Origin of the sequence: Alkalilimnicola ehrlichii MLHE-1, assembly GCF_000014785.1 — a bacterium.
In the GTDB taxonomy this organism is placed as follows: Bacteria; Pseudomonadota; Gammaproteobacteria; order Nitrococcales; family Halorhodospiraceae; genus Alkalilimnicola; species Alkalilimnicola ehrlichii.
This window is the reverse complement of the sequence record NC_008340.1, coordinates 2796714-2815183: the sequence shown is the minus strand read 5'-3', so window position 1 is coordinate 2815183 and position 18470 is coordinate 2796714. Positions and strand designations below refer to the sequence as shown.

Genomic DNA, 18470 nt, shown 5'->3' with positions numbered 1-18470 from the left:
AATTTCGATGCACGTGTTGCGATTGCAGGGCCGGCCGGCCCTGTCGGATTTTCGACTGCAGCGCCTCCTCGAGGCGCTGCAGTCCGTTCACGCCGGTGTTCAGGCGGTCGAGGCCCGTTTCGTCCACTTCGCCGCCAGCCGGGAGCCGTTGGACGACGGGCAGCAGGCCCTGCTGAACCGGCTGTTGGACTACGGGCCCGATCTGCCGGACCGTGGGGTCACAGGGCGCACTGTGCTGGTGACCCCGCGACCGGGCACCCTGTCGCCATGGTCGAGCAAGGCCACCGACATCCTGCACCACTGTGGGCTGGAGGCCGTGTCCCGGGTGGAACGGGGCATTGCGTACACCGTTGCCGCTGGTGATGAGCCCGACGAGGCCGCCTGGGGGCAGCTGGGCGCGGTGCTCCATGACCGCATGACCGAGACTGTCTGGCTGGCGGGCGAGCCGGAGACGGCGCTGTTCCGGGAGGACGAGCCGGCCCCGTTGCAGCGGGTGGCCCTGCTGGCGGGCGGGCGCAATGCCCTGGTACAGGCCGACAAGGCCCTGGGTCTGGCCCTGGCCGACGACGAGATCGACTACCTGGTCGAGCAGTACCAAGCCCTGGGCCGCGACCCCACGGACGTGGAACTGATGATGTTCGCCCAGGCCAACTCCGAGCATTGCCGGCACAAGATCTTCAACGCCGACTGGACCATCGACGGCGAGCGCCAGGCACGATCGTTGTTCGCGATGATCCGCAACACCCACCAGCAGCGCCCGGAGGGGGTGCTGTCCGCCTACGCCGACAATGCTGCGGTTGCCCGCGGCCACGAGGCCCGGCGGTTCTTTCCGGACCCGAGTACGGGGGTCTACGGCGAGCACCAGGAGCCGGCGCACCTGGTGATGAAGGTGGAGACCCACAACCACCCCACCGCCATCGAGCCCTGGTCGGGGGCAGCCACCGGGGCCGGCGGCGAGATCCGCGACGAGGCGGCCACCGGGATCGGTGCCCGCAGCAAGGCCGGGCTGGTGGGCTTCTCGGTCTCCGACCTGCGGATCCCCGGTTACGAACAGCCCTGGGAGTCCGACTACGGCCGCCCCGGGCGCATCGCCTCAGCGCTGGACATCATGCTGGATGGGCCCATCGGTGCGGCCGCCTTCAATAACGAGTTCGGGCGCCCGAACCTGGCGGGCTATTTCCGCACCCTGGAGGTGGAGGCCGGCGGCGAGCGGCGCGGCTACCATAAGCCCATCATGATCGCCGGCGGCATGGGCAACATCCGCGACGCCCACGTGCAGAAGGGCGCGCTGCAGGAGGGCACGCCGGTGGTGGTCCTGGGCGGTCCGGCCATGCTCATCGGCCTGGGCGGCGGCGCGGCCTCCTCGGTGGCCAGCGGTCAGGGGGACGAGGCGCTGGATTTTGCCTCTGTGCAGCGTGCCAACCCGGAGATGCAGCGCCGCGCCCAGGGCGTCATCGACGCCTGCTGGGCGCTGGGCGGTGACAACCCCATCGTCTCGATCCACGACGTGGGTGCGGGGGGGCTGTCCAACGCCGTGCCGGAGATCCTCGACGACTCCGGCCGGGGGGGGGAGCTGGAACTGCGTGAGGTGCCCAGTGACGAGCCGGGTATGTCGCCCATGCAGATCTGGTGCAACGAATCTCAGGAGCGCTACGTGCTGGCGGTGGCCCCGGAGCGGCTGGACGCCTTCCGCGCCCTGTGCCGGCGCGAGCGCTGCCCGGTGGCGGTGATCGGCCATGCCACCGCTGAGCGGCGGCTGCGGCTGGACGATCGCCTGCTCGGTGAGCCGGCGGTGGACGTGCCCATGGAGCTGCTGTTCGGCAAGCCGCCGAAGATGCACCGCCAGGTGGAGCGTGGCGAGGCGGTGGGTTCCTCCGACGACTTCGAGATGCTGGATCCGGAGCAGGCCGGCGAGCGGCTGCTGCGGCTGCCCGCGGTCGCCGCCAAGGACTTCCTCATCACCATCGGTGACCGCTCCATCACCGGCCTGGTGGCCCGCGACCAGATGGTTGGGCGCTGGCAGACCCCGGTGGCCGACGTGGCCGTCACCCTGGCCGACTACCGGGGCTATACCGGCGAGGCCATGGCCATGGGCGAGCGGTCCCCGCTGGCGCTGCTGGACGCGCCCGCCTCGGGCCGCATGGCGGTTACCGAGGCCCTGACCAACCTGGCCGCGGCCAATGTGGGTGACATCCGCCGGGTCAACCTCTCCGCCAACTGGATGGCGGCCGCCGGTCACCCGGGGGAGGACGCCCGGCTCTACGATACCGTGCGGGCGGTGGGCATGGAGCTGTGCGCCCAACTGGGCGTGGCCATCCCGGTGGGCAAGGACTCCCTGTCCATGAAGACCGTCTGGGAGCAGGACGGCGAGACCCGCAGTGTCACCTCGCCGCTGTCGCTCATCGTCTCCGCCTTTGCGCCGGTGACCAACGCGCGCCGCACCGTCACCCCCGAGTTGCGCACCCGGGGCGGCGACACCGTGCTGCTACTGGTCGATCTCGGTCGAGGCCGCAACCGCCTGGGTGGCTCCGCCCTGGCACAGGTGCATGGGCTGCTGGGCGACACCCCGCCGGACCTGGACGAGCCGGAACTGCTGGTCGGCTTCTTTAATGCGGTCCAGGACCTGCTGCGCGACGACCGCCTGCTGGCCTACCACGACCGCTCCGATGGCGGGCTGTTCGTCACCCTGGCGGAGATGGCCTTCGCCGCCCGCTGCGGCCTGGACATCCGACTGGATAACCTGGGCAGCGGTGTCATCGGTGCGCTTTTCGCCGAGGAGCCGGGGGCCGTGCTGCAGGTCCGCCGGGCCGAGTTGGACGCCGTGCTGGACCGCCTGGGCGAGGCCGGCCTCGACGCCCACAGCCATAACCTGGGCACGGTGCGCGACGACGACCGCTTCCTGTTCCGCTTCCACGACCAGGCGGTCATCGACCGGCCCCGGGTCGCGCTGCAGCAGGTCTGGGCCGAGACCAGTTACCGCATGCAGGCCCTGCGCGACAACCCGGCCTGCGCCGACGAGGCCTTTCAGACCCTGTCCGACCCGGACGACCCGGGGCTGAACCCGGTGCTCCGCTTCGACCCGGCGGAGGACGTGGCCGCCCCCTATGTCGCCGCCGGCGCCCGCCCACGGGTGGCGGTGCTGCGCGAGCAGGGGGTGAACGGCCACGTGGAGATGGCCGCCGCCTTCCACGCCGCCGGTTTCGAGGCGGTGGACGTGCACATGAGCGACATCATCGAGGGCCGCGCGCAGTTGGGCGACTTCGCCGGGCTGGTGGCCTGTGGCGGTTTCTCCTACGGGGATGTACTGGGGGCCGGTGGTGGTTGGGCGCGCTCGATCCGCTATAACGACCGGGCCCGCGACCAGTTCGAGGCCTTCTTCAACCGTGGTGATACCTTCGGTCTGGGGGTCTGCAACGGCTGCCAGATGCTCTCCCAGCTCAAGGATCTGATCCCCGGGGCGGAACTCTGGCCGCGCTTCGTGCGCAACCGCTCCGAGCAGTTCGAGGCCCGGCTCTCCCAGGTGGAGGTGCTCCCGTCGCCATCGCTGTTCCTGGACGGCATGGCCGGCTCGCGCCTGCCCATCACCGTTGCCCACGGCGAGGGCCGTGCCGCCTTCGGGCCGGAGAGCGGGCCGCGCAAGGCCGCTTCAGCCAACTTGGTGGCGATGCGCTATGTTGATGGTCGGGGTCGGGTCGCGGAGCAGTATCCGGCCAACCCCAACGGCTCCCCCGGCGGGATCACCGGGCTGACCACGGTGGACGGTCGTTACACCATCATGATGCCGCATCCGGAACGGGTCTTCCGCACCGTGCAGCATTCCTGGCACCCGGCGGACTGGGGGGAGGATGGCCCCTGGCTGCGGTTGTTCCGCAACGCCCGGCGCTGGATCGGATGAACCCCCGGGGGCTGACCGCCGCCACCCACTGACAACCAAGGACTCTGAGAGCACGCATGACGGAGCAGCGCATCAAGAAAGCCGTGTTTCCCGTGGCCGGTCTCGGTACCCGCTTTCTGCCCGCCACCAAGGCGAGCCCCAAGGAGATGCTTCCGGTGGTCGACCGGCCGCTCATCCAGTACGCCGTGGACGAGGCCTGCGCCGCCGGTGCGGAGACCCTGATCTTCATCACCGGGCGCACCAAGCGGGCCATCGAGGATCACTTCGACAAGGCCTACGAGCTGGAGGCGGAACTGGAACAGAAGCAGAAGCACGAGATGCTGGAGCTCGTGCGTTCCACGGTGCCGGACGGCGTCCACTGCATCTACATCCGCCAGGGCGAGGCGCTGGGCCTGGGGCACGCCGTCCATTGCGCCCGCGCCGTGATCGGCGACGAGCCCTTCTCGGTGCTGCTGGCCGACGACCTGATCGACGGCAACGGCCGCGAGGTCCTCTGCCAGATGGCCGAGCAGTACGCCGAGCACCGCAGCAGTGTGTTGGGGGTGGAGCGCATCCCAAACGAGGAGACCCACAAGTACGGGGTGGTCAGTGCCGAGTCGCTGGGCGAGCGCGTCTACGACGTCAACGGGATTGTCGAGAAGCCCTCGCCGGCGGAGGCCCCCTCCGACCTCGCCGTGGTCGGCCGCTACATTCTCACCCCGGCGATTTTCGACGAGTTGGCGCGCACGCCGCCGGACGCCAAGGGCGAGATCCAGCTCACCGACGCCATCGCCACCCTGCTGCGCCGGGAGCGCGTGCTCGCCTACGAGTTTTCCGGGCGGCGCTATGATTGTGGCAGCAAGCTGGGCTACCTGGAGGCCACCCTCGATTATGGGCTGAAACACCCCGAGCTGGGGCCTGCCTTTCGCGACTACGTGGCCCGCCAGTTCCGGTAGCCCGCCCATCGGCGGCGGGCAGGGGTGGGCACGATAACAACACCAAGCGGAGGAGCACACCATGCCCCATGCCATACGCATTCACGAGACCGGCGGTCCGGACGTCCTGAAGTGGGAACCGGTGGAGGTCGGTGAACCCGGCCCTGGCGAGGTGCGCCTGCGCCATACCGCGGTCGGCCTGAACTACATCGACGTCTACTTCCGCACCGGGCTCTATCCGCCCCCGGGCCTGCCCAGCGGTCTGGGGCTGGAGGCGGCCGGTGTGGTCGAGGCCGTGGGTGACGGGGTGACCGAGGTGGCAGTGGGCGACCGGGTGGTCTATGCCTCGCCCCCGTTGGGGGCCTACGCCGAGGCACGGTTGATGCCGGCCGACCGGGTGGTACGCCTGCCCGATGCCATCGATGACCGGACCGCTGCCGGCATGATGCTGCAGGGCCTGACCGCCTGGTACCTGCTGCACCGGACCTACCCGGTCAAGGCCGGCGATACCCTCCTTATCCACGCCGCCGCCGGGGGGGTCGGGTTGTTGGTCTGCCAGTGGGCCAAGCACCTCGGGGCGACGGTGATCGGGACCGTGGGCAGCGATGAGAAGGCGGAGCTGGCCCGTGCCCACGGCTGCGACCATCCCATTGTCTACACCCGCGAGCGCTTCCCCGACCGGGTGCGGGAGATCACCGCCGGTGAAGGGGTGCCGGTGGTGTATGACTCCATTGGCAAAGACACTTTCGAGGACTCCCTCGACAGCCTGCGACCGCTGGGGCTGATGGTGAGCTTCGGCAATGCCTCCGGCCCGGTGCCACCGCTGGACCTGCAACTGCTCTCCGCCAAGGGTTCGCTGTTCATCACCCGGCCCACGGTGATGACCTATACCGCCAGGCGCGAGGACTTGCTGGCCGGCGCCCAGGCGCTGTTCGACGTGGTGCAGAAGGGTGTGCTCAAGGTGGCCGTCAACCAAAGCTGGCCGCTGGCCCAGGCCGCTGAGGCCCACAAGGCGTTGGAGGCGCGGCAGACCACCGGGTCCACGGTGCTGACGGTCTGACACGCCTGCAGAGGTGCCGCTGTTGCGAAGTCAAGGGCTGCCGGTACGCCGGCAGCCCTTTTTGCTATTAAGTCGATAGATAGACTATTGAAAGTTTATAAAATGTAAGACAAGCTTCCAAACAGCCGCGGCCATTTGTCATCTATAACGAAACCGCCTAATACATCACATTGCCGCGGCTGGATGAACACCCTCGCGCGCGCCAGCAATAGGGCCAGTGCGAGGATGGTTGGCCGGGAGGAGACATGAGCCGTATCACCAAGCAAGATAACAGTGCCGTACCCGACGGCGCCGCCCGCCACTATCGTGAGGCCTCCGCCCGCAGTCGCATGGAGCACCTCGTCGATGCAGGCACCCTTCGCGGGCTGCCGGCGGAGACCGGCCTCGAGTTTGAGAGCGACGATGGTGTGTTGGTCGGCGTTGGCGATATCGATGGGTGCCGGGTGTTCCTGGCGGCCCAGGACAGCGGTTGCCGCGGTGGCACCTTCGGCGAGACCCATGCCGCCCGCCTGAAAGGCATGCTGGAGGCCGCCCAGTGGGCGGTGCCGGAGGCCGTTGTGCTGCTGCTGGACTCCGGCGGGGTGCGCCTGGAGGAGGCCGAGTCCGCCATGCTCGGGGCTGCGGAACTGGTCCGGGGCATCCAGGATTTGCGTGCAGCCGGCATCCCCGTGCTGGGTGTGGTCGGGGGGCGAATTGGATGCTTCGGCGCGGCGGCCCTGGTGGCCCGCTGCGCGGATCGGCTGATCATGGTTGAAGGGGCCCGCTTTGGCACCTCCGGGGTCCGGGTGATGGATGCCATGATCGCGGAGCAGGGCGGGCTGAGTGACAGCCAGCGTGAGGCCCTGGAGGGTGCGGTGTCGGCCGGACATCGGCTGCGGACGGGGGAGGCCGACAGGGTGGTGGTCAATGACACCCAGGCCATCCAGGAGGCCATCGTCCAGTGCCTGGATGAGTACCGACCGATGGGCTTCCATGATCTGGAGAGCACGCAGGCAAACCTGGCGGCACGCTTGCCCGCGGCCGTGGCGGAACAGGCGCCGCCGGAGAACCTGTGCGAGGATCTGCACCGCCTGTTCCCCAGGGGGCTGGAGGTGACTGCCAGCCACGGGCTTGTTGAGGGTGGCGGGGTCCGGACCTGCGGGGAGGCGGTCCGGATTCTCGGGTTCATCCCTGGAGAGCCGGCCGGTTTTGTCCAGGTGGTGCGCCTGGCGCAGTTGTTGCTGGATACCATGGCCGACGATCCGGGGCAGTCCATCCTGCTGCTGGCCGATGCCGAGCAGGCCTTCAGCGTGGAGAATGAGCAGCAGGGTTTCGCCCTGGCCCTGGCCCATCTGGCGAACGTGGTGGCCCATGCCCGCACCCGCGGGCACCGGGTTATCGCCCTGCTACGTGAGAGCGGCTGGGGCGCCAGCTTTATCGCCTCGGCGATGATGGCTGATGAGCTCTACGCCCTGAAGGGGGCACGGATCCGCGCCCTGCCGGAGCGGGCGGTCGCCCTGTTCGCCCCCCAAAGCCTGGGCGAGCGGGGCGATGGCAGCCTCGCATTGGAGCGCTTCTGCCACCTGGGCGCTGTGGACACCATCTGGGATCGTTGCCTGAGCCGCTACCTCAACGCCGGCCTGGCGGGGCTGCGGCAGTCGGACCGCCGCCGCCTGCGCGGGGCGCAACGCTGCGGCCGAACCGCGCCGCTGGCGGTGTGTGACCGGGTGGCCTGCGACTTGATGGAGTCCTTCCACGCCAAGTAGACGGCGCCACGAGAACCGGCGGCCCCACCAGCTGTGGCGGCCGCCGGTCCGGTGGCGATTGCTCAGGCGTCGCTGTCTGGCTCCCCGTCCTCGTCTTCCGCCATATAAGGGCTATAGGTCGCGGAAATGCGCCCTGCTTCATCGTACAGCCCGGTGAGCAGGCTGATCAGCCGGCCGGTCTCGAACAGCTTGCGATCGATCTGCTCGATGTTTTTGGTCTGCTCGGTCAGCAGTTCATGGCGCAGCCGCGCATAGTGTTGCAGCAGCTCCCGCCCCTTGTCGGTGGCATCGAAGCAGTAGGTCTTGCCGCCGGTGTCCTTCACCTTCTCCACCAGCCCCTGTTTGATCAGTTTGCGCAGGCTGTACTGGATGTTGGGCAGGTCGTCCCGGTTCAGCTGGCGCGCGATCAGGGCGGAGGGCTGCGGGTGGCTCTGCATATTGATCACGTGCAGGATGATGAGCTCCGAGTAATTCAGGCTGCCCAGCCCGCTGATGCTGGCCACCTGCAGGCAGAAGCGCTGGAAGGCCTCCTGGAAGCGGAGTAGGGACCACTCAAACTCCGTGGTCAGGGCCTCGTGCTCGGTGCGCGCCAGGTGCCAGCTGCGATACCGCTTGGTGTCCACCATTGAGTTCATGTTGTGCGCCACAATAACAGGGTTGCGGGGAACTGCAGTGATCTGGTCCATCCGTTTATCACCTCGAGAGTATAACGGCATCGGTTGCCGTGCATAGAGCCCGGGGGTGGGCCGGCATCCGTGGTCGGGGCTCGAGGTCCGTCGGCTGGCCAGTACGTTGCCTAGCGGGTGTTCGGCGCGTAGGTCGCGGAAATCCGGCCGGCTTCGTCGTACAAGCCGGTGAGCAGACTCAATACCCGGGCGCCTCGGCGTAGCCGGTCCTCAATGCCCTCCAGCGGCTCCAATTGATCGACAATCAGTTCCCGCCGGATCCTGGCGAACTGCTCGGTCAGTGCTCGCCCTGCCTCGGTCACCGTGTAGTTCACCTTCTTCCCGCGCTCATCCGCCGTCTTCTCCACCAGCCCGCTGCGTTCCAGCTTGCGCAGGCTGTACTGCAGGTTCGGCAGGTCGTCCCGGTTCAGCAGCCGCGCCACGATAGCGGCCGGCTTGGGGCGGTCGTGCAGCCGGATCATGTTAAGGATCCGCTCCTCCTGCGGACTGATATCGCCATGGCCAGCGGCGGCGAGTAGCCCCTTGGTCGACCGGTCGAAGGCCTCGGCCATCCGTATCACCGCCCACTCAAAGTTTTCAGTGACCGCCGTATGGGTGTCGCGGCGCCTGCCGCGCTGGCGTCGAGCCGGTTTGCCGGCCGTGCCCGGTGCCTCCTTGTCTGAGTCCATGTCTGCTTCCGTCGTCCGGCTGAGTGGTTTCACGGGCCCCGGCATGACACCCGGAGCCCGGCCCGGAGGGGATCCGGGCCGAGGCTGTTCCGCGAGACCGCAATTTTAGCAGACGTGAACCTCTATGGATACCGTGTTGAATTTTTTAACTGCCTGTTTTCCTGGGTTTTTCCTTTACCTTTTCAGTCTCCTGGGAAAAGCGTTCGATAGTCCTCCGCGATCAAAACGTGAGTTGCATCACGCCCCAGCGGTCGGTGAAACATCTTATCCCATTGCCAATCACGATGAAACCAAGCAAAGACCAATTGACTTTCAATTGAAAATTGTCCATCTTTCGTTTGACGTCGCTGCCACCCGCAGCCGGGTGGAGTTGTAAACGAGGAGCGAGACCATGCGGTTCGAATTGTTATTGACAGCCTTCCTCAGGGACAGCGCCCCGGATGCGCTGGCCACGGAGGCCAGCCCGGTCCGGCCCCAACCGGTTCGGTCGGCCCTCATCCGTGTGCTCGGAGTCCTGGGCCGCGCGGTGCTGGCCGTCGCGCCCTGGCTGTTCATCGCCGGCCTGCTTTGGGCGGCCATCTTCGTGCGGCCTCAGCCGCTGGGCTCCACGGTGCAGCCGCCCCTGATCGAGGAGCGGGACGCCTTCTTCGGCGCGGCCCTGCCGGCCCCGGGTGTGGCCTGGATCGTGGGCAGCGACGGCAAGATCCTGCGCTCCGAGGGGGGCCTCGACAACTGGCATCGCCAGCAGGCCGGCACCCAGGAGCACCTGCAGCACATCGCCGCTTGGTCGGGCGATGAGGCCGTCGCCGTCGGCAACGACGGCGTGGTGCTGTACACCCGGGACGGTGGTGAGACCTGGGCGGTGGGCGATGCCCCCCGCTCCGAGATCGCCAACAAGCTGCTGCGGGTCCGCACCGGGGCGGCGGGTGAGGCCTGGGCGGTCGGTGAGATGGGGGCCCTGCTCCGGACCGGCGATGGCGGTGCCACCTGGTCCCGGGCGATGCCGGAGGAGGATCTGGCCTGGGCCGACCTCTCCTTCAATGGCGCCGGCGTGGGCGTGCTCGTGGGTGAGTTCGGTGAGATGCGCCGGAGCACCGACGGGGGCGCATCGTGGGAAGCGCTCCCCCCTGTGGTCGACAGCAGCCTGACCGCCATCGCCTTTGCCGATGACGGCCGGGGCGTGGCCGTGGGTCTGGAGGGCGTGATCCTCACCAGCACCGATCACGGCGCCACCTGGACAGCGGCGGACAGCCCCACCGAGTTGCACCTGTTTGACGTGAGCTGGGACCCCGAGGCCGGGCATTGGCTGGCGGTGGGGGACCAGGGAGCCTGGGTGACCGGCCGGGTCGGGGGCGACTGGGCGAGCGGCCGGATCAGCGAGAACAGCATGCCCTGGCTGATGGACGCTCAGCCGGTCGGCGGCGCGGTGCTGATCGTCGGGGCGCAGGCGGGTCTCTGGGAGGGACCGGGTGGCGGCTGGCGGCCATTCACGACCAACGGGGAGTAAGCGGTTATGGTGCAACGTTTTGCCGATCTGTGTATTCAGCTCCGGGCCTGGTTGGTCGGTGTGCTGGCGTTCCTCACGCTGTTCCACGCCTGGAACGCGCTGAACATCAATGTCGAGACGGTGTTCGAGGACCTGCTGCCGCAGTCCCACCCCTACGTGGAGACCCACGAGCAGTTCAAAGACGCCTTTGGCAGCTCGAACATGGTCACCATCATGATCGAGCCGGTGGAAGGGGATATCTTCCAGACCGAGGTGCTGCGCAAGGTCCAGTTCCTGACCCGCGAGTTGCGCACCGTCCCGGCCGTGGATGACTACCAGATCGTCTCGCTGGCGGCCCGCAAGCTAAAGGAGGTCACCGGTTCCACTGCCGGGATTGATACCCGGTCGTTGATGTGGCCCGACGTGCCCACCACCCAAGCGGGCCTGGATCAGCTGCGCGAGGCGGTGGTCACCAACCCGGTAGTCATGGGCACCTATGTCTCCGAGGACCTGAGCTCCACCCTGATCACCGCCGACTTCATCGACCACCTGGTGGACTACGAGGTGGTGTTCAACGAGATCCGGGCGCTCATTGACCAGGTGGACGATGCCAGCGTCCAGGTGCGCCTGGTGGGCGACCCGATCCTCTACGGCTGGGTCAACCACTACCTGAGCGAGACCCTGCAGCTGGCCATGCTGGCGCTGTTGGTGATGGCGGTGGTGCTGTTTGCCCTGGTGCGCACCTGGCGGGGCACCCTGCTGCCGCTGATCTCCGGTTTCGCCAGCGGCAGTTGGGCATTGGGCACCGCCAGCCTGCTCGGCATCCATTTCGACCCGCTGGTAGTGGTGGTGGCGGTGCTGATCACCTCACGGGCCGTTTCCCACTCGGTGCAGATCGTCACCCGCTTTGAGGAGGAGCTGGCCAAACTCGGGGATGCCCCGGCGGCATCCCGCCAGGCGGCCAGCAACACCCTGCGGGAGCTCTTCCGCCCCGGGCTGCTGGGCATCGCCACCGATGCCGGCTGCGTCGCGGTGGTCGCCCTCAGCCCCATCCCGCTGTTACAGAAGCTGGCCTTCATGGCCATCACCTGGATCTCCACCGTGGCGGTGAGCGCCATCATTCTCACCCCGGTGCTGCTCTCCTGGGTCAGCCAGGCCCGCGTGCAGACCCGGCGCCGCCTGGACCCGCTGCGCCCGGTGCTCAACCTGGCCCTGCGCACGGTGGCCGGCCGTGCCCGGGTGCCGGCACTGGTCACCGCCCTGGTGGTGCTGCTCGGCTCCGGCTATTTCGCTTTCGGCCTGCAGGTTGGTGATGCCAACCCCGGCTCGCCCATCCTCTGGCCCGATAGCACCTACAACCAGGACTCCGCTGCCGTCAACGCCAACTACCACGGTGCCGACCGGATGTTCATCGTCGCCAGCGGCGAGGAAGAGGGGTTCGTCCAGCGCCCGGAGGTGCTCACCAACATGAACCGCCTGCAGCGTTTCATGGAGGCGCAGCCCCAGGTGGGTGGCACCCTCTCAGTGGCGGACATCCTGCCGACGGTGCACCGGGTGCTGCGGGAGGGCAACCCGCACTATCAGGAGCTGCCCAACGATGCCCTGATGACCGGCGAGCTGATGTATATCTTTGAGTCGGTCTCCGAGCCCGGTGACCTGGACCAGTTTGTCGACTCCGACAAAAAGAACGCCAGCATCACCCTGTTCTTCCGGGACCGCCAGGGCGACACCATTCGAACCGCCCTGGCGCGGCTGAACGAGTACATCGACAACAACCCGCTGCAAGGGGGGGAGTACCTGCTGGCCGGTGGCCTCATCGGGCTGCTGGGGGCGGTCAACGAGGTCATCCTGGCCGGCCAGATCCAGTCCATCGCCCTGGCGCTGCTGGTGTTGGTGGTGATGTGCACCCTGGTCTACCGCTCGAGCATGGCCGGCATGTTCTTCATGGTGCCGGTGATTATGTCCAACACCCTCACCTTCAGCTTCATGGCCTGGCAGGGCATCGGGATGAACATCAACACCGTCCCCGTGGCCGCGTTGGGGATCGGTCTGGGCGTGGACTACGCGCTCTATATCTGTGACCGCATCCGCGAGGAACTGCGCCGCAGCGGGGATGAACTGCGGGCCTACCGCCTGGCCCTGCACTCCGCCGGCCGGGCCGTGCTTATCACCGCCGCGGTGCTCATCGCCAGCACGCTGCTCTGGTGGGCCTCGTCGCTGCGCTTCCAGGCCGAGATGGGGCTGTTGATGGGCCTGTGGCTGACGGTCTCGGCGGTGACGGCACTGTTCGTCATGCCGTCGCTGGCCTACGTGTTCAAACCCCGGTTCATCTACCGGGACTTCCAACCAGAGCCCCGCCAGGAGGCCGCTGCCTCCGGTGACCGCCTGGTCCCCAATGAGGGCTGAGCGGGGCCGGTATCCATTGCCAAAGAGGTCAGAGAGGAGACCACGACCATGACCAATTGTCTGTTTGAACAGGGGGGAAGGCGCCGGGCCTCGGTGCTGGGCGTCAGTGCCCTGGCCCTGATGACGGCCTCCGGGGCCGCTCAGGCGCTGGATTTGGACGCCAGCATCAGCGGGGCCATCACCCAGGATATCTCCGTGAACCTGGACAACCCGGCGTCCTCCAATCCGGCGCTGGAGGGCAACCACCGCAACCGGCTCTCCATGGTGCGCACCACTCTCCACCTGGATATCGACGCCGAGACCGACTGGGCCAGCTTCGTCACCAAGTCCCGGGTGGTGCGCGAGGCCAGCACCCGCTACATGCGGCGGCTGGAGCGCGCCGGTGCCAATGGCGGTGACGAGGACAGCCTGCGCGAGTATTACAACGAGACCGAGCTGCGCGAGGCCTATGTCGATTTCTATCCCACCCGCAACACCGACGTGCGCCTGGGCAAGCAGCAGGTCGCCTGGGGCGAGACCGATTTCTTCCAGGGGACTGACTTGGTGCACGGCTTCGACTTCCGCTGGCGCAGCTTCCTGGAGCCGGCCAACGAGGAGCTGCGCAAGCCATTGATCATGGCCAACATCACCCAGCACTTCCCGAGCCTGGATGGCTCCCTGCAGGTGCTGGTGCGCCCGGGACTGGACCGGCGCACCGATATTGGCAACAGCTACGACCTGGAGGGGGGGCGCTGGGCCAATACCCCCAACAAGGGCGTCGACCTGACCACCCTGGTGCCCTACAACCTCGAGCACGATCAGGGGGATTACCAGGATGTCACTGGCGGCCTGCGCTGGGAGGGCTTCGCCGGCGGGGTCGGCTACTCCCTGGCCTACCTACACACCTTCTCCGCCGACCCGGTAGTGAGTCCGGCCTGGAACCCCTATCGCAGCGAGACCACCCGGGGGCCCTGGGGCGAGACCATCTACCCCACGGTGGATGTGTTCGGGGCCACCGCCAATGGTTACGCCCGCTGGGGTGATTTCGTCTGGAGCACCGAGATCGCCTACATCAAGGACCAGCCTTATAACTTCGGAACCGTGGCAAACGCCTCGGCGGACAACGCGGCGGCGGCCGCGTTGGGCCTGGCCGGGTTTGAGGGCATCGAGACCAAGGACGTGGTCCGCAGCATGGTGCGGATGGACAAGGATCTGCGCGGTCTGGGGCGTCTGCTGAATGCGGACCGGCCTGCCTTCTTCTCCGTGCAGGTGTTTGACACCTGGATCACCAGCTACGACCGCGACGACGAACTCGTGGAGCTGGTCGGCTTTGGCCAGCGCAGTCGCGAGAACTCGACCCTGGTGACCGGCATTCTGGGTCTGAGCTACCGCAACGGCCGAGTCAACCCGGAGCTGGTGGTCGGCTTCGACACCAGTTATGGCGGCGGCTTCGCCGTCCCCAGTGTCTCGTTCGAGTACGGCGATAGTCTGCGCTTCAAGCTGGAGGCGGACCTCTTCTGGGGCGGAGACGAGGTCGGCAGCCGCTCCCTGTTCGGCTATTTCGAAGACAGTAACCAGCTCTTTGCACGGGCCAAGTACCAGTTCTGATCCGATCGGAGGATGATGCTATGCGATTGACGACTATCGGTTATTCCGCACTTCTCGCGGGCCTGGTGGGGCTCCCCACCGGCGCCTGGGCGGAGATCCCCGAGGGCACGGTGCTCTCAGCGGACAACATCGATGAACTCTACGACCAGACCTTCCAGGGGCACCGGGTGGGTGACCTGCTGACCGAGCGCCTGGAGTGGCGCATCCGCGAGTCCGGGTTCGAGATGCCCATGTATCACAGCCAGGCGATCGAGCTCGATCCCAGCTACCTGGAGGCCACCGAGGGCAATCGGGAGGCGGTCAGCTTCAACCCGGACACCCGCCAGGTGGAGGGCTGGCAGGCGGGGATGCCCTTCCCGGAGATCGACGAGGATGACCCGCACATTGCCGAGAAGCTGATTTGGAACTGGTACTACGGGCAGCCCCGGGGCGATGTGATGAACGTGCCCAATGTCACCTACATGATGGTGGACGCCGACAGCGGCGTTGACCGCATCCAGAATTGGTGGTTCCTGCGCTACACCATGAAGGGGCGGCTGGCCGCGGATGACCCGGTGGCCGGTGACGGCAGTGAGCTGAGCCGGACCCTGTTCGTGGCCACCGAGCCGCGGGATGTGCGCGGCCTGGGCACCCTGAGCATCCGCTACGACTCCGACGCCATGGAGGATGTCTGGGCCTACATCCCCGCCGTGCGCCGGGTCCGCCGCCTCTCCGGTGGGGCCTGGATGGACCCGGTGGGCAGCACCGATCAGCTCCAGGACGATATCGAGATCTTCAACGCCCAGCCCTCCTGGTATGACGAATACCGCCTGGTGGAGCGGCGTTGGGTGCTGGCGGCGGCCAATGGCCGGGCGGACAACGTCAATGGCAATGCCGACGACGTTGACGCGCAGTATCCGCTGTTTGATCTCTCCCAGTCGCCGTACTGGAACGTCAACTTCGACCGCTACGAGCCGCGGGAGGTTTGGGTGATCGAGGCGATCCCGCCGAGCGAGCACCCCTATAGCAGGAAGGTGGTGTACATGGATACCCAATATCCGCGGCTCCACTACGGCGAGGCCTATAACCAGGCCGGCGACTTCTGGAAGTTCCTGCAGTTCAACTCCACCCCGGGGGAGGGTGACGACGGCTTCCGGGATATCCGGACCAATGCCGGCGTGGTCATCGATTTCCTGCGCAACCGGGCCACGATCTTCATCCCCGATCACTCCGAGTGGAGCACCAACACCCCGGGTTTCACCGAGGATGACATCGGCGTCTCCACGTTGCGTTCGGTGGCCCGCTGAGCATTGGGACCGGCACCCGTCGCCGGCAGGCGGCGGGCGCCTGGCCCGGGCCCCGGGCGGTTCAGCCGGATCGGGGTGTTTCGCAGTCAGCCCATGGGGCCACGTGCCTGAACCAATCGTGCAATAGGAGGAAATAACATGTCGGAAAATCGTGAAGGCCAACGCGTACCCGAGGTCGTGTTCCGCACCCGCAAGGACGGTGAGTGGGTGGACGTGGACAGCCGCGACCTTTTCAACGGCCGCACCGTGGCGGTGTTCTCGCTGCCCGGGGCGTTCACCCCCACCTGCTCGTCCACCCACCTGCCCCGCTTCAACGAGCTGGCACCGGTGTTCTTCGAGAACGGGGTGGATGAGATCGTCTGCATCTCGGTCAACGACGCCTTCGTCATGAACGAGTGGGCCCGGGATCAGCACGCCGAGAATATCACCCTGATCCCCGACGGCAACGGCGAGTTCACCGAGGGCATGGGCATGCTGGTGGACAAGACCGACCTGGGCTTTGGCAAGCGCTCCTGGCGCTACTCCATGCTGGTCAAGGACGGCGTGATCGAGAAGATGTTCATCGAGCCGCAGAAGCCGGGCGACCCTTTTGAGGTCTCCGATGCCGATACCATGCTGCGCTATATCAACCCGGAGGCGCCGCATCCGGAGTTCGTCACCCTCTTTGCCAAGGCCGGCTGCCCCCACTGCGCCCGGGCCAAGGCCCTGCTAGAGAGCCACCAGATGGCCTACGAGGAGATCACCCTGGGCGAGGGCGTGATCACCCGCTCGGTGCGGGCCGCCACCGGCTCCGGCAGCGTGCCCCAGGTGTTCGTGGATGGCCGACTGATCGGGTCCGCAGACGCCCTGGAGGCCTTCCTCACCCAGCGCCGCCAGGCCGCCTGACACCGGAGTGCGGAGACGCGCCGTAAGGGCGGGTCCGGCAAGCGGCCCGCCCTTACCTCTTCGTCGGCAGGATGGCTGAAAAGGGGCGTCGGCGTCGTCATATGGCCGGCCCGGGTTGCCGTCCCTTTCCCGGTGCCTCCCCCTCAACAGGCGTGGACCCACTCCCGGAGCTGAGCCGTGACCGTCCGGCGTTGGGCTGCCGGGTCGATGTCAGCACGAGCGGTACCCTCCCAATCGACGAAACGGGGGCTGTCGATCCCCATAAAGGCCAATGCGGTTTTCATATAGGGACGCAGGTGATCCAGTGACGTGTCGGCGAACAGGCCCCCGCTGGCGGTCATGACCAATGCCGGCTTGGGACCGGCGAGGCCCTCCAACTCGCCGTCGGCGACCTTCCTGAAAGTGCGCCGTGGCCGGATGACGTGATCCAGCCACGCCTTCAGGGTCGAGGGGAGTGAAAAGTTGTACATGGGGACCGCGAAGGCGAGGGCGTCCGCCTGCAGCAGTTGCTCGATCCAGGTGTCCGACAGCGCCAGGCTGGCGGTGGCCGGTTCCTCCGCTCCGGCCAGTCCGAAAAAATGGCGAATGGTGGCCGCGTCCACGTGGGGCGGTGGGGTATCGGCCAGATCTACCACCCGGACCTGATGATTATCGCCCCGGGCGTGCCATTCGGCGGTGAGGATGTCGGCCATCTCCCGGGTACGGGAGCCCCCGGTGCGCGCGCTGGAGTGCACGAGTAAGAGTGTGGTCATTGCGAAGTTCTCCTGCCTGGGGACCGACCCGGGGTCGGAGCCGCCGGGTCGGTCCGGGCCGTCAGGCGCTTGCGCTGCGCGCCCTGCTCATCTCCAGGGCGACGTCCTCGATCATGTCCTCCTGGCCGCCGACGGTACGGCGGGCGCCCAGCTCCACCAGGATGTCGCGGGCCGGTACCCCGTGGTTGGCCTCGGCGCGTTTGGCGTGGAGCAGGAATGAGGAATAGACCCCGGCGTAACCCAGTGTCAGCGAGTCGCGGTCGATCCGGGTGGGGGCGTCCATCATCGGCAGCGCGACGTCCTCGGCCACGTCCTGGATGCGGCCCAGGTCCACACCGGTGCAGATACCCATGCGCTCACAGACCGCGATGAAGACCTCCAGCGGGGTGTTGCCCGCGCCGGCGCCGAAGCCGGCCACGGAGCCGTCGATGCGCTTGGCACCGGCCTCCACCGCCGCTACCGAGTTGGCCACTCCCATTGCCAGGTTGTGGTGGCCGTGGAAGCCGACCTCCGTCTCATCGGCGAGCCCCTCGCGCAGGGCGGAGACTTTTTCGCGCACCTCCTCTGGCAGCATGTAGCCGGCCGAATCGGTCATGTAGACGCAGTTGGCGCCGTAGGACTCCATCAGCCGTGCCTGTTCCAACAGGCCCTCGGCGGGCAGCATATGCGCCATCATTAGAAAGCCGACGGTGTCCAGGCCGAGCTTGCGAGACAGCCCGATGTGCTGCTCCGCCACATCCGCCTCGGTGCACTGGGTCGCCACCCGCAGGCAATGGACGCCGCAATCGGCGGCCATGCGCAGGTCGTCCACGGTGCCGATACCGGGCAGCAGCAACGCCGAGACGCGCGCCTGCTGCATCCGCGGAATAACGGCCTCCAGGTACTCCCGGTCGGAGTGGGCGGCGAAACCGTAGTTGACCGAGTGGCCGCCCAGGCCATCGCCATGGGTGACCTCGATCAGGGGTACACCGGCCTCGTCCAGGGCGGTGGACAGCTCGATCATCTGCGCCAGCGAGAACTGGTGGCGGACCGAGTGCATGCCGTCGCGCAGGGACATGTCGTGGACCAGGATTTCCTTCTTGTCAGTCATGGTGTGCTCC

The 18470-nt window shown here is 67.3% G+C and carries 13 protein-coding genes; 9 read left to right on the top strand and 4 right to left on the bottom strand.

All coding sequences use genetic code 11. The features are described from left to right. Positions 1-7 precede the first annotated feature (7 nt). From purL to MLG_RS14940, 4 genes are all read left to right on the top strand, one after another. Positions 8-3895: a phosphoribosylformylglycinamidine synthase gene (gene purL / locus MLG_RS12505; protein ID WP_011630207.1), complete on the top strand. Its 3888-nt coding sequence runs from the start codon at positions 8-10 to the stop codon at positions 3893-3895. A gap of 56 nt (positions 3896-3951) precedes the next feature. Further along, positions 3952-4830, top strand: coding sequence for a UTP--glucose-1-phosphate uridylyltransferase GalU (gene galU, locus MLG_RS12500; RefSeq protein ID WP_011630206.1), 879 nt, complete (start codon positions 3952-3954; stop codon positions 4828-4830). Positions 4831-4891: 61 nt separating this feature from the next. Continuing rightward, positions 4892-5869 carry a quinone oxidoreductase family protein gene (locus MLG_RS12495; RefSeq protein ID WP_011630205.1) on the top strand — a complete coding sequence of 326 codons (978 nt, stop codon included), beginning with the start codon at positions 4892-4894 and terminating at the stop codon, positions 5867-5869. Positions 5870-6114: 245 nt separating this feature from the next. Then, complete coding sequence (locus tag MLG_RS14940; RefSeq protein WP_011630204.1) at positions 6115-7614, top strand: biotin-independent malonate decarboxylase subunit gamma; 1500 nt, start codon at positions 6115-6117, stop codon at positions 7612-7614. Between the two features lie 62 nt (positions 7615-7676). On the opposite strand, the gene MLG_RS12485 is transcribed toward MLG_RS14940, so the two are convergent. Together MLG_RS12485 and MLG_RS12480 are read right to left on the bottom strand one after the other, a co-directional pair. Next, the gene (locus MLG_RS12485; protein ID WP_011630203.1) at positions 7677-8300 is read right to left on the bottom strand and encodes a winged helix DNA-binding protein; all 624 of its coding nucleotides are present in this window, start codon (positions 8298-8300) and stop codon (positions 7677-7679) included. Between the two features lie 110 nt (positions 8301-8410). Further along, complete coding sequence (locus tag MLG_RS12480) at positions 8411-8968, bottom strand: winged helix DNA-binding protein (protein WP_083761880.1); 558 nt, start codon at positions 8966-8968, stop codon at positions 8411-8413. A gap of 391 nt (positions 8969-9359) precedes the next feature. Here MLG_RS12480 and MLG_RS12475 point away from each other — a divergent pair, with 391 nt between their 5' ends. From MLG_RS12475 to MLG_RS12455, 5 genes are all read left to right on the top strand, one after another. Beyond that, positions 9360-10475: a WD40/YVTN/BNR-like repeat-containing protein gene (locus MLG_RS12475; RefSeq protein ID WP_011630201.1), complete on the top strand. Its 1116-nt coding sequence runs from the start codon at positions 9360-9362 to the stop codon at positions 10473-10475. Between the two features lie 6 nt (positions 10476-10481). Further along, the gene (locus MLG_RS12470; protein ID WP_011630200.1) at positions 10482-12860 is read left to right on the top strand and encodes an efflux RND transporter permease subunit; all 2379 of its coding nucleotides are present in this window, start codon (positions 10482-10484) and stop codon (positions 12858-12860) included. Positions 12861-12908: 48 nt separating this feature from the next. Continuing rightward, positions 12909-14447, top strand: a complete 1539-nt coding sequence (locus MLG_RS12465) for a DUF1302 family protein (protein ID WP_011630199.1) — start codon at positions 12909-12911, stop codon at positions 14445-14447. A 20-nt stretch (positions 14448-14467) separates the two neighbouring features. Then, positions 14468-15733: a DUF1329 domain-containing protein gene (locus MLG_RS12460; protein ID WP_011630198.1), complete on the top strand. Its 1266-nt coding sequence runs from the start codon at positions 14468-14470 to the stop codon at positions 15731-15733. A gap of 138 nt (positions 15734-15871) precedes the next feature. Beyond that, the gene (locus MLG_RS12455) at positions 15872-16618 is read left to right on the top strand and encodes a glutathione peroxidase (RefSeq protein ID WP_011630197.1); all 747 of its coding nucleotides are present in this window, start codon (positions 15872-15874) and stop codon (positions 16616-16618) included. 143 nt (positions 16619-16761) lie between these two features. On the opposite strand, the gene MLG_RS12450 is transcribed toward MLG_RS12455, so the two are convergent. Next, on the bottom strand, positions 16762-17370 hold the full coding sequence (locus tag MLG_RS12450; RefSeq protein ID WP_011630196.1) for an FMN-dependent NADH-azoreductase: 609 nt from the start codon (positions 17368-17370) through the stop codon (positions 16762-16764). A gap of 61 nt (positions 17371-17431) precedes the next feature. Then, positions 17432-18460 (bottom strand): 4-hydroxy-2-oxovalerate aldolase, encoded by a 1029-nt coding sequence (gene dmpG, locus MLG_RS12445; RefSeq protein WP_011630195.1) that lies wholly within the window; start codon positions 18458-18460, stop codon positions 17432-17434. Positions 18461-18470 lie beyond the last annotated feature (10 nt).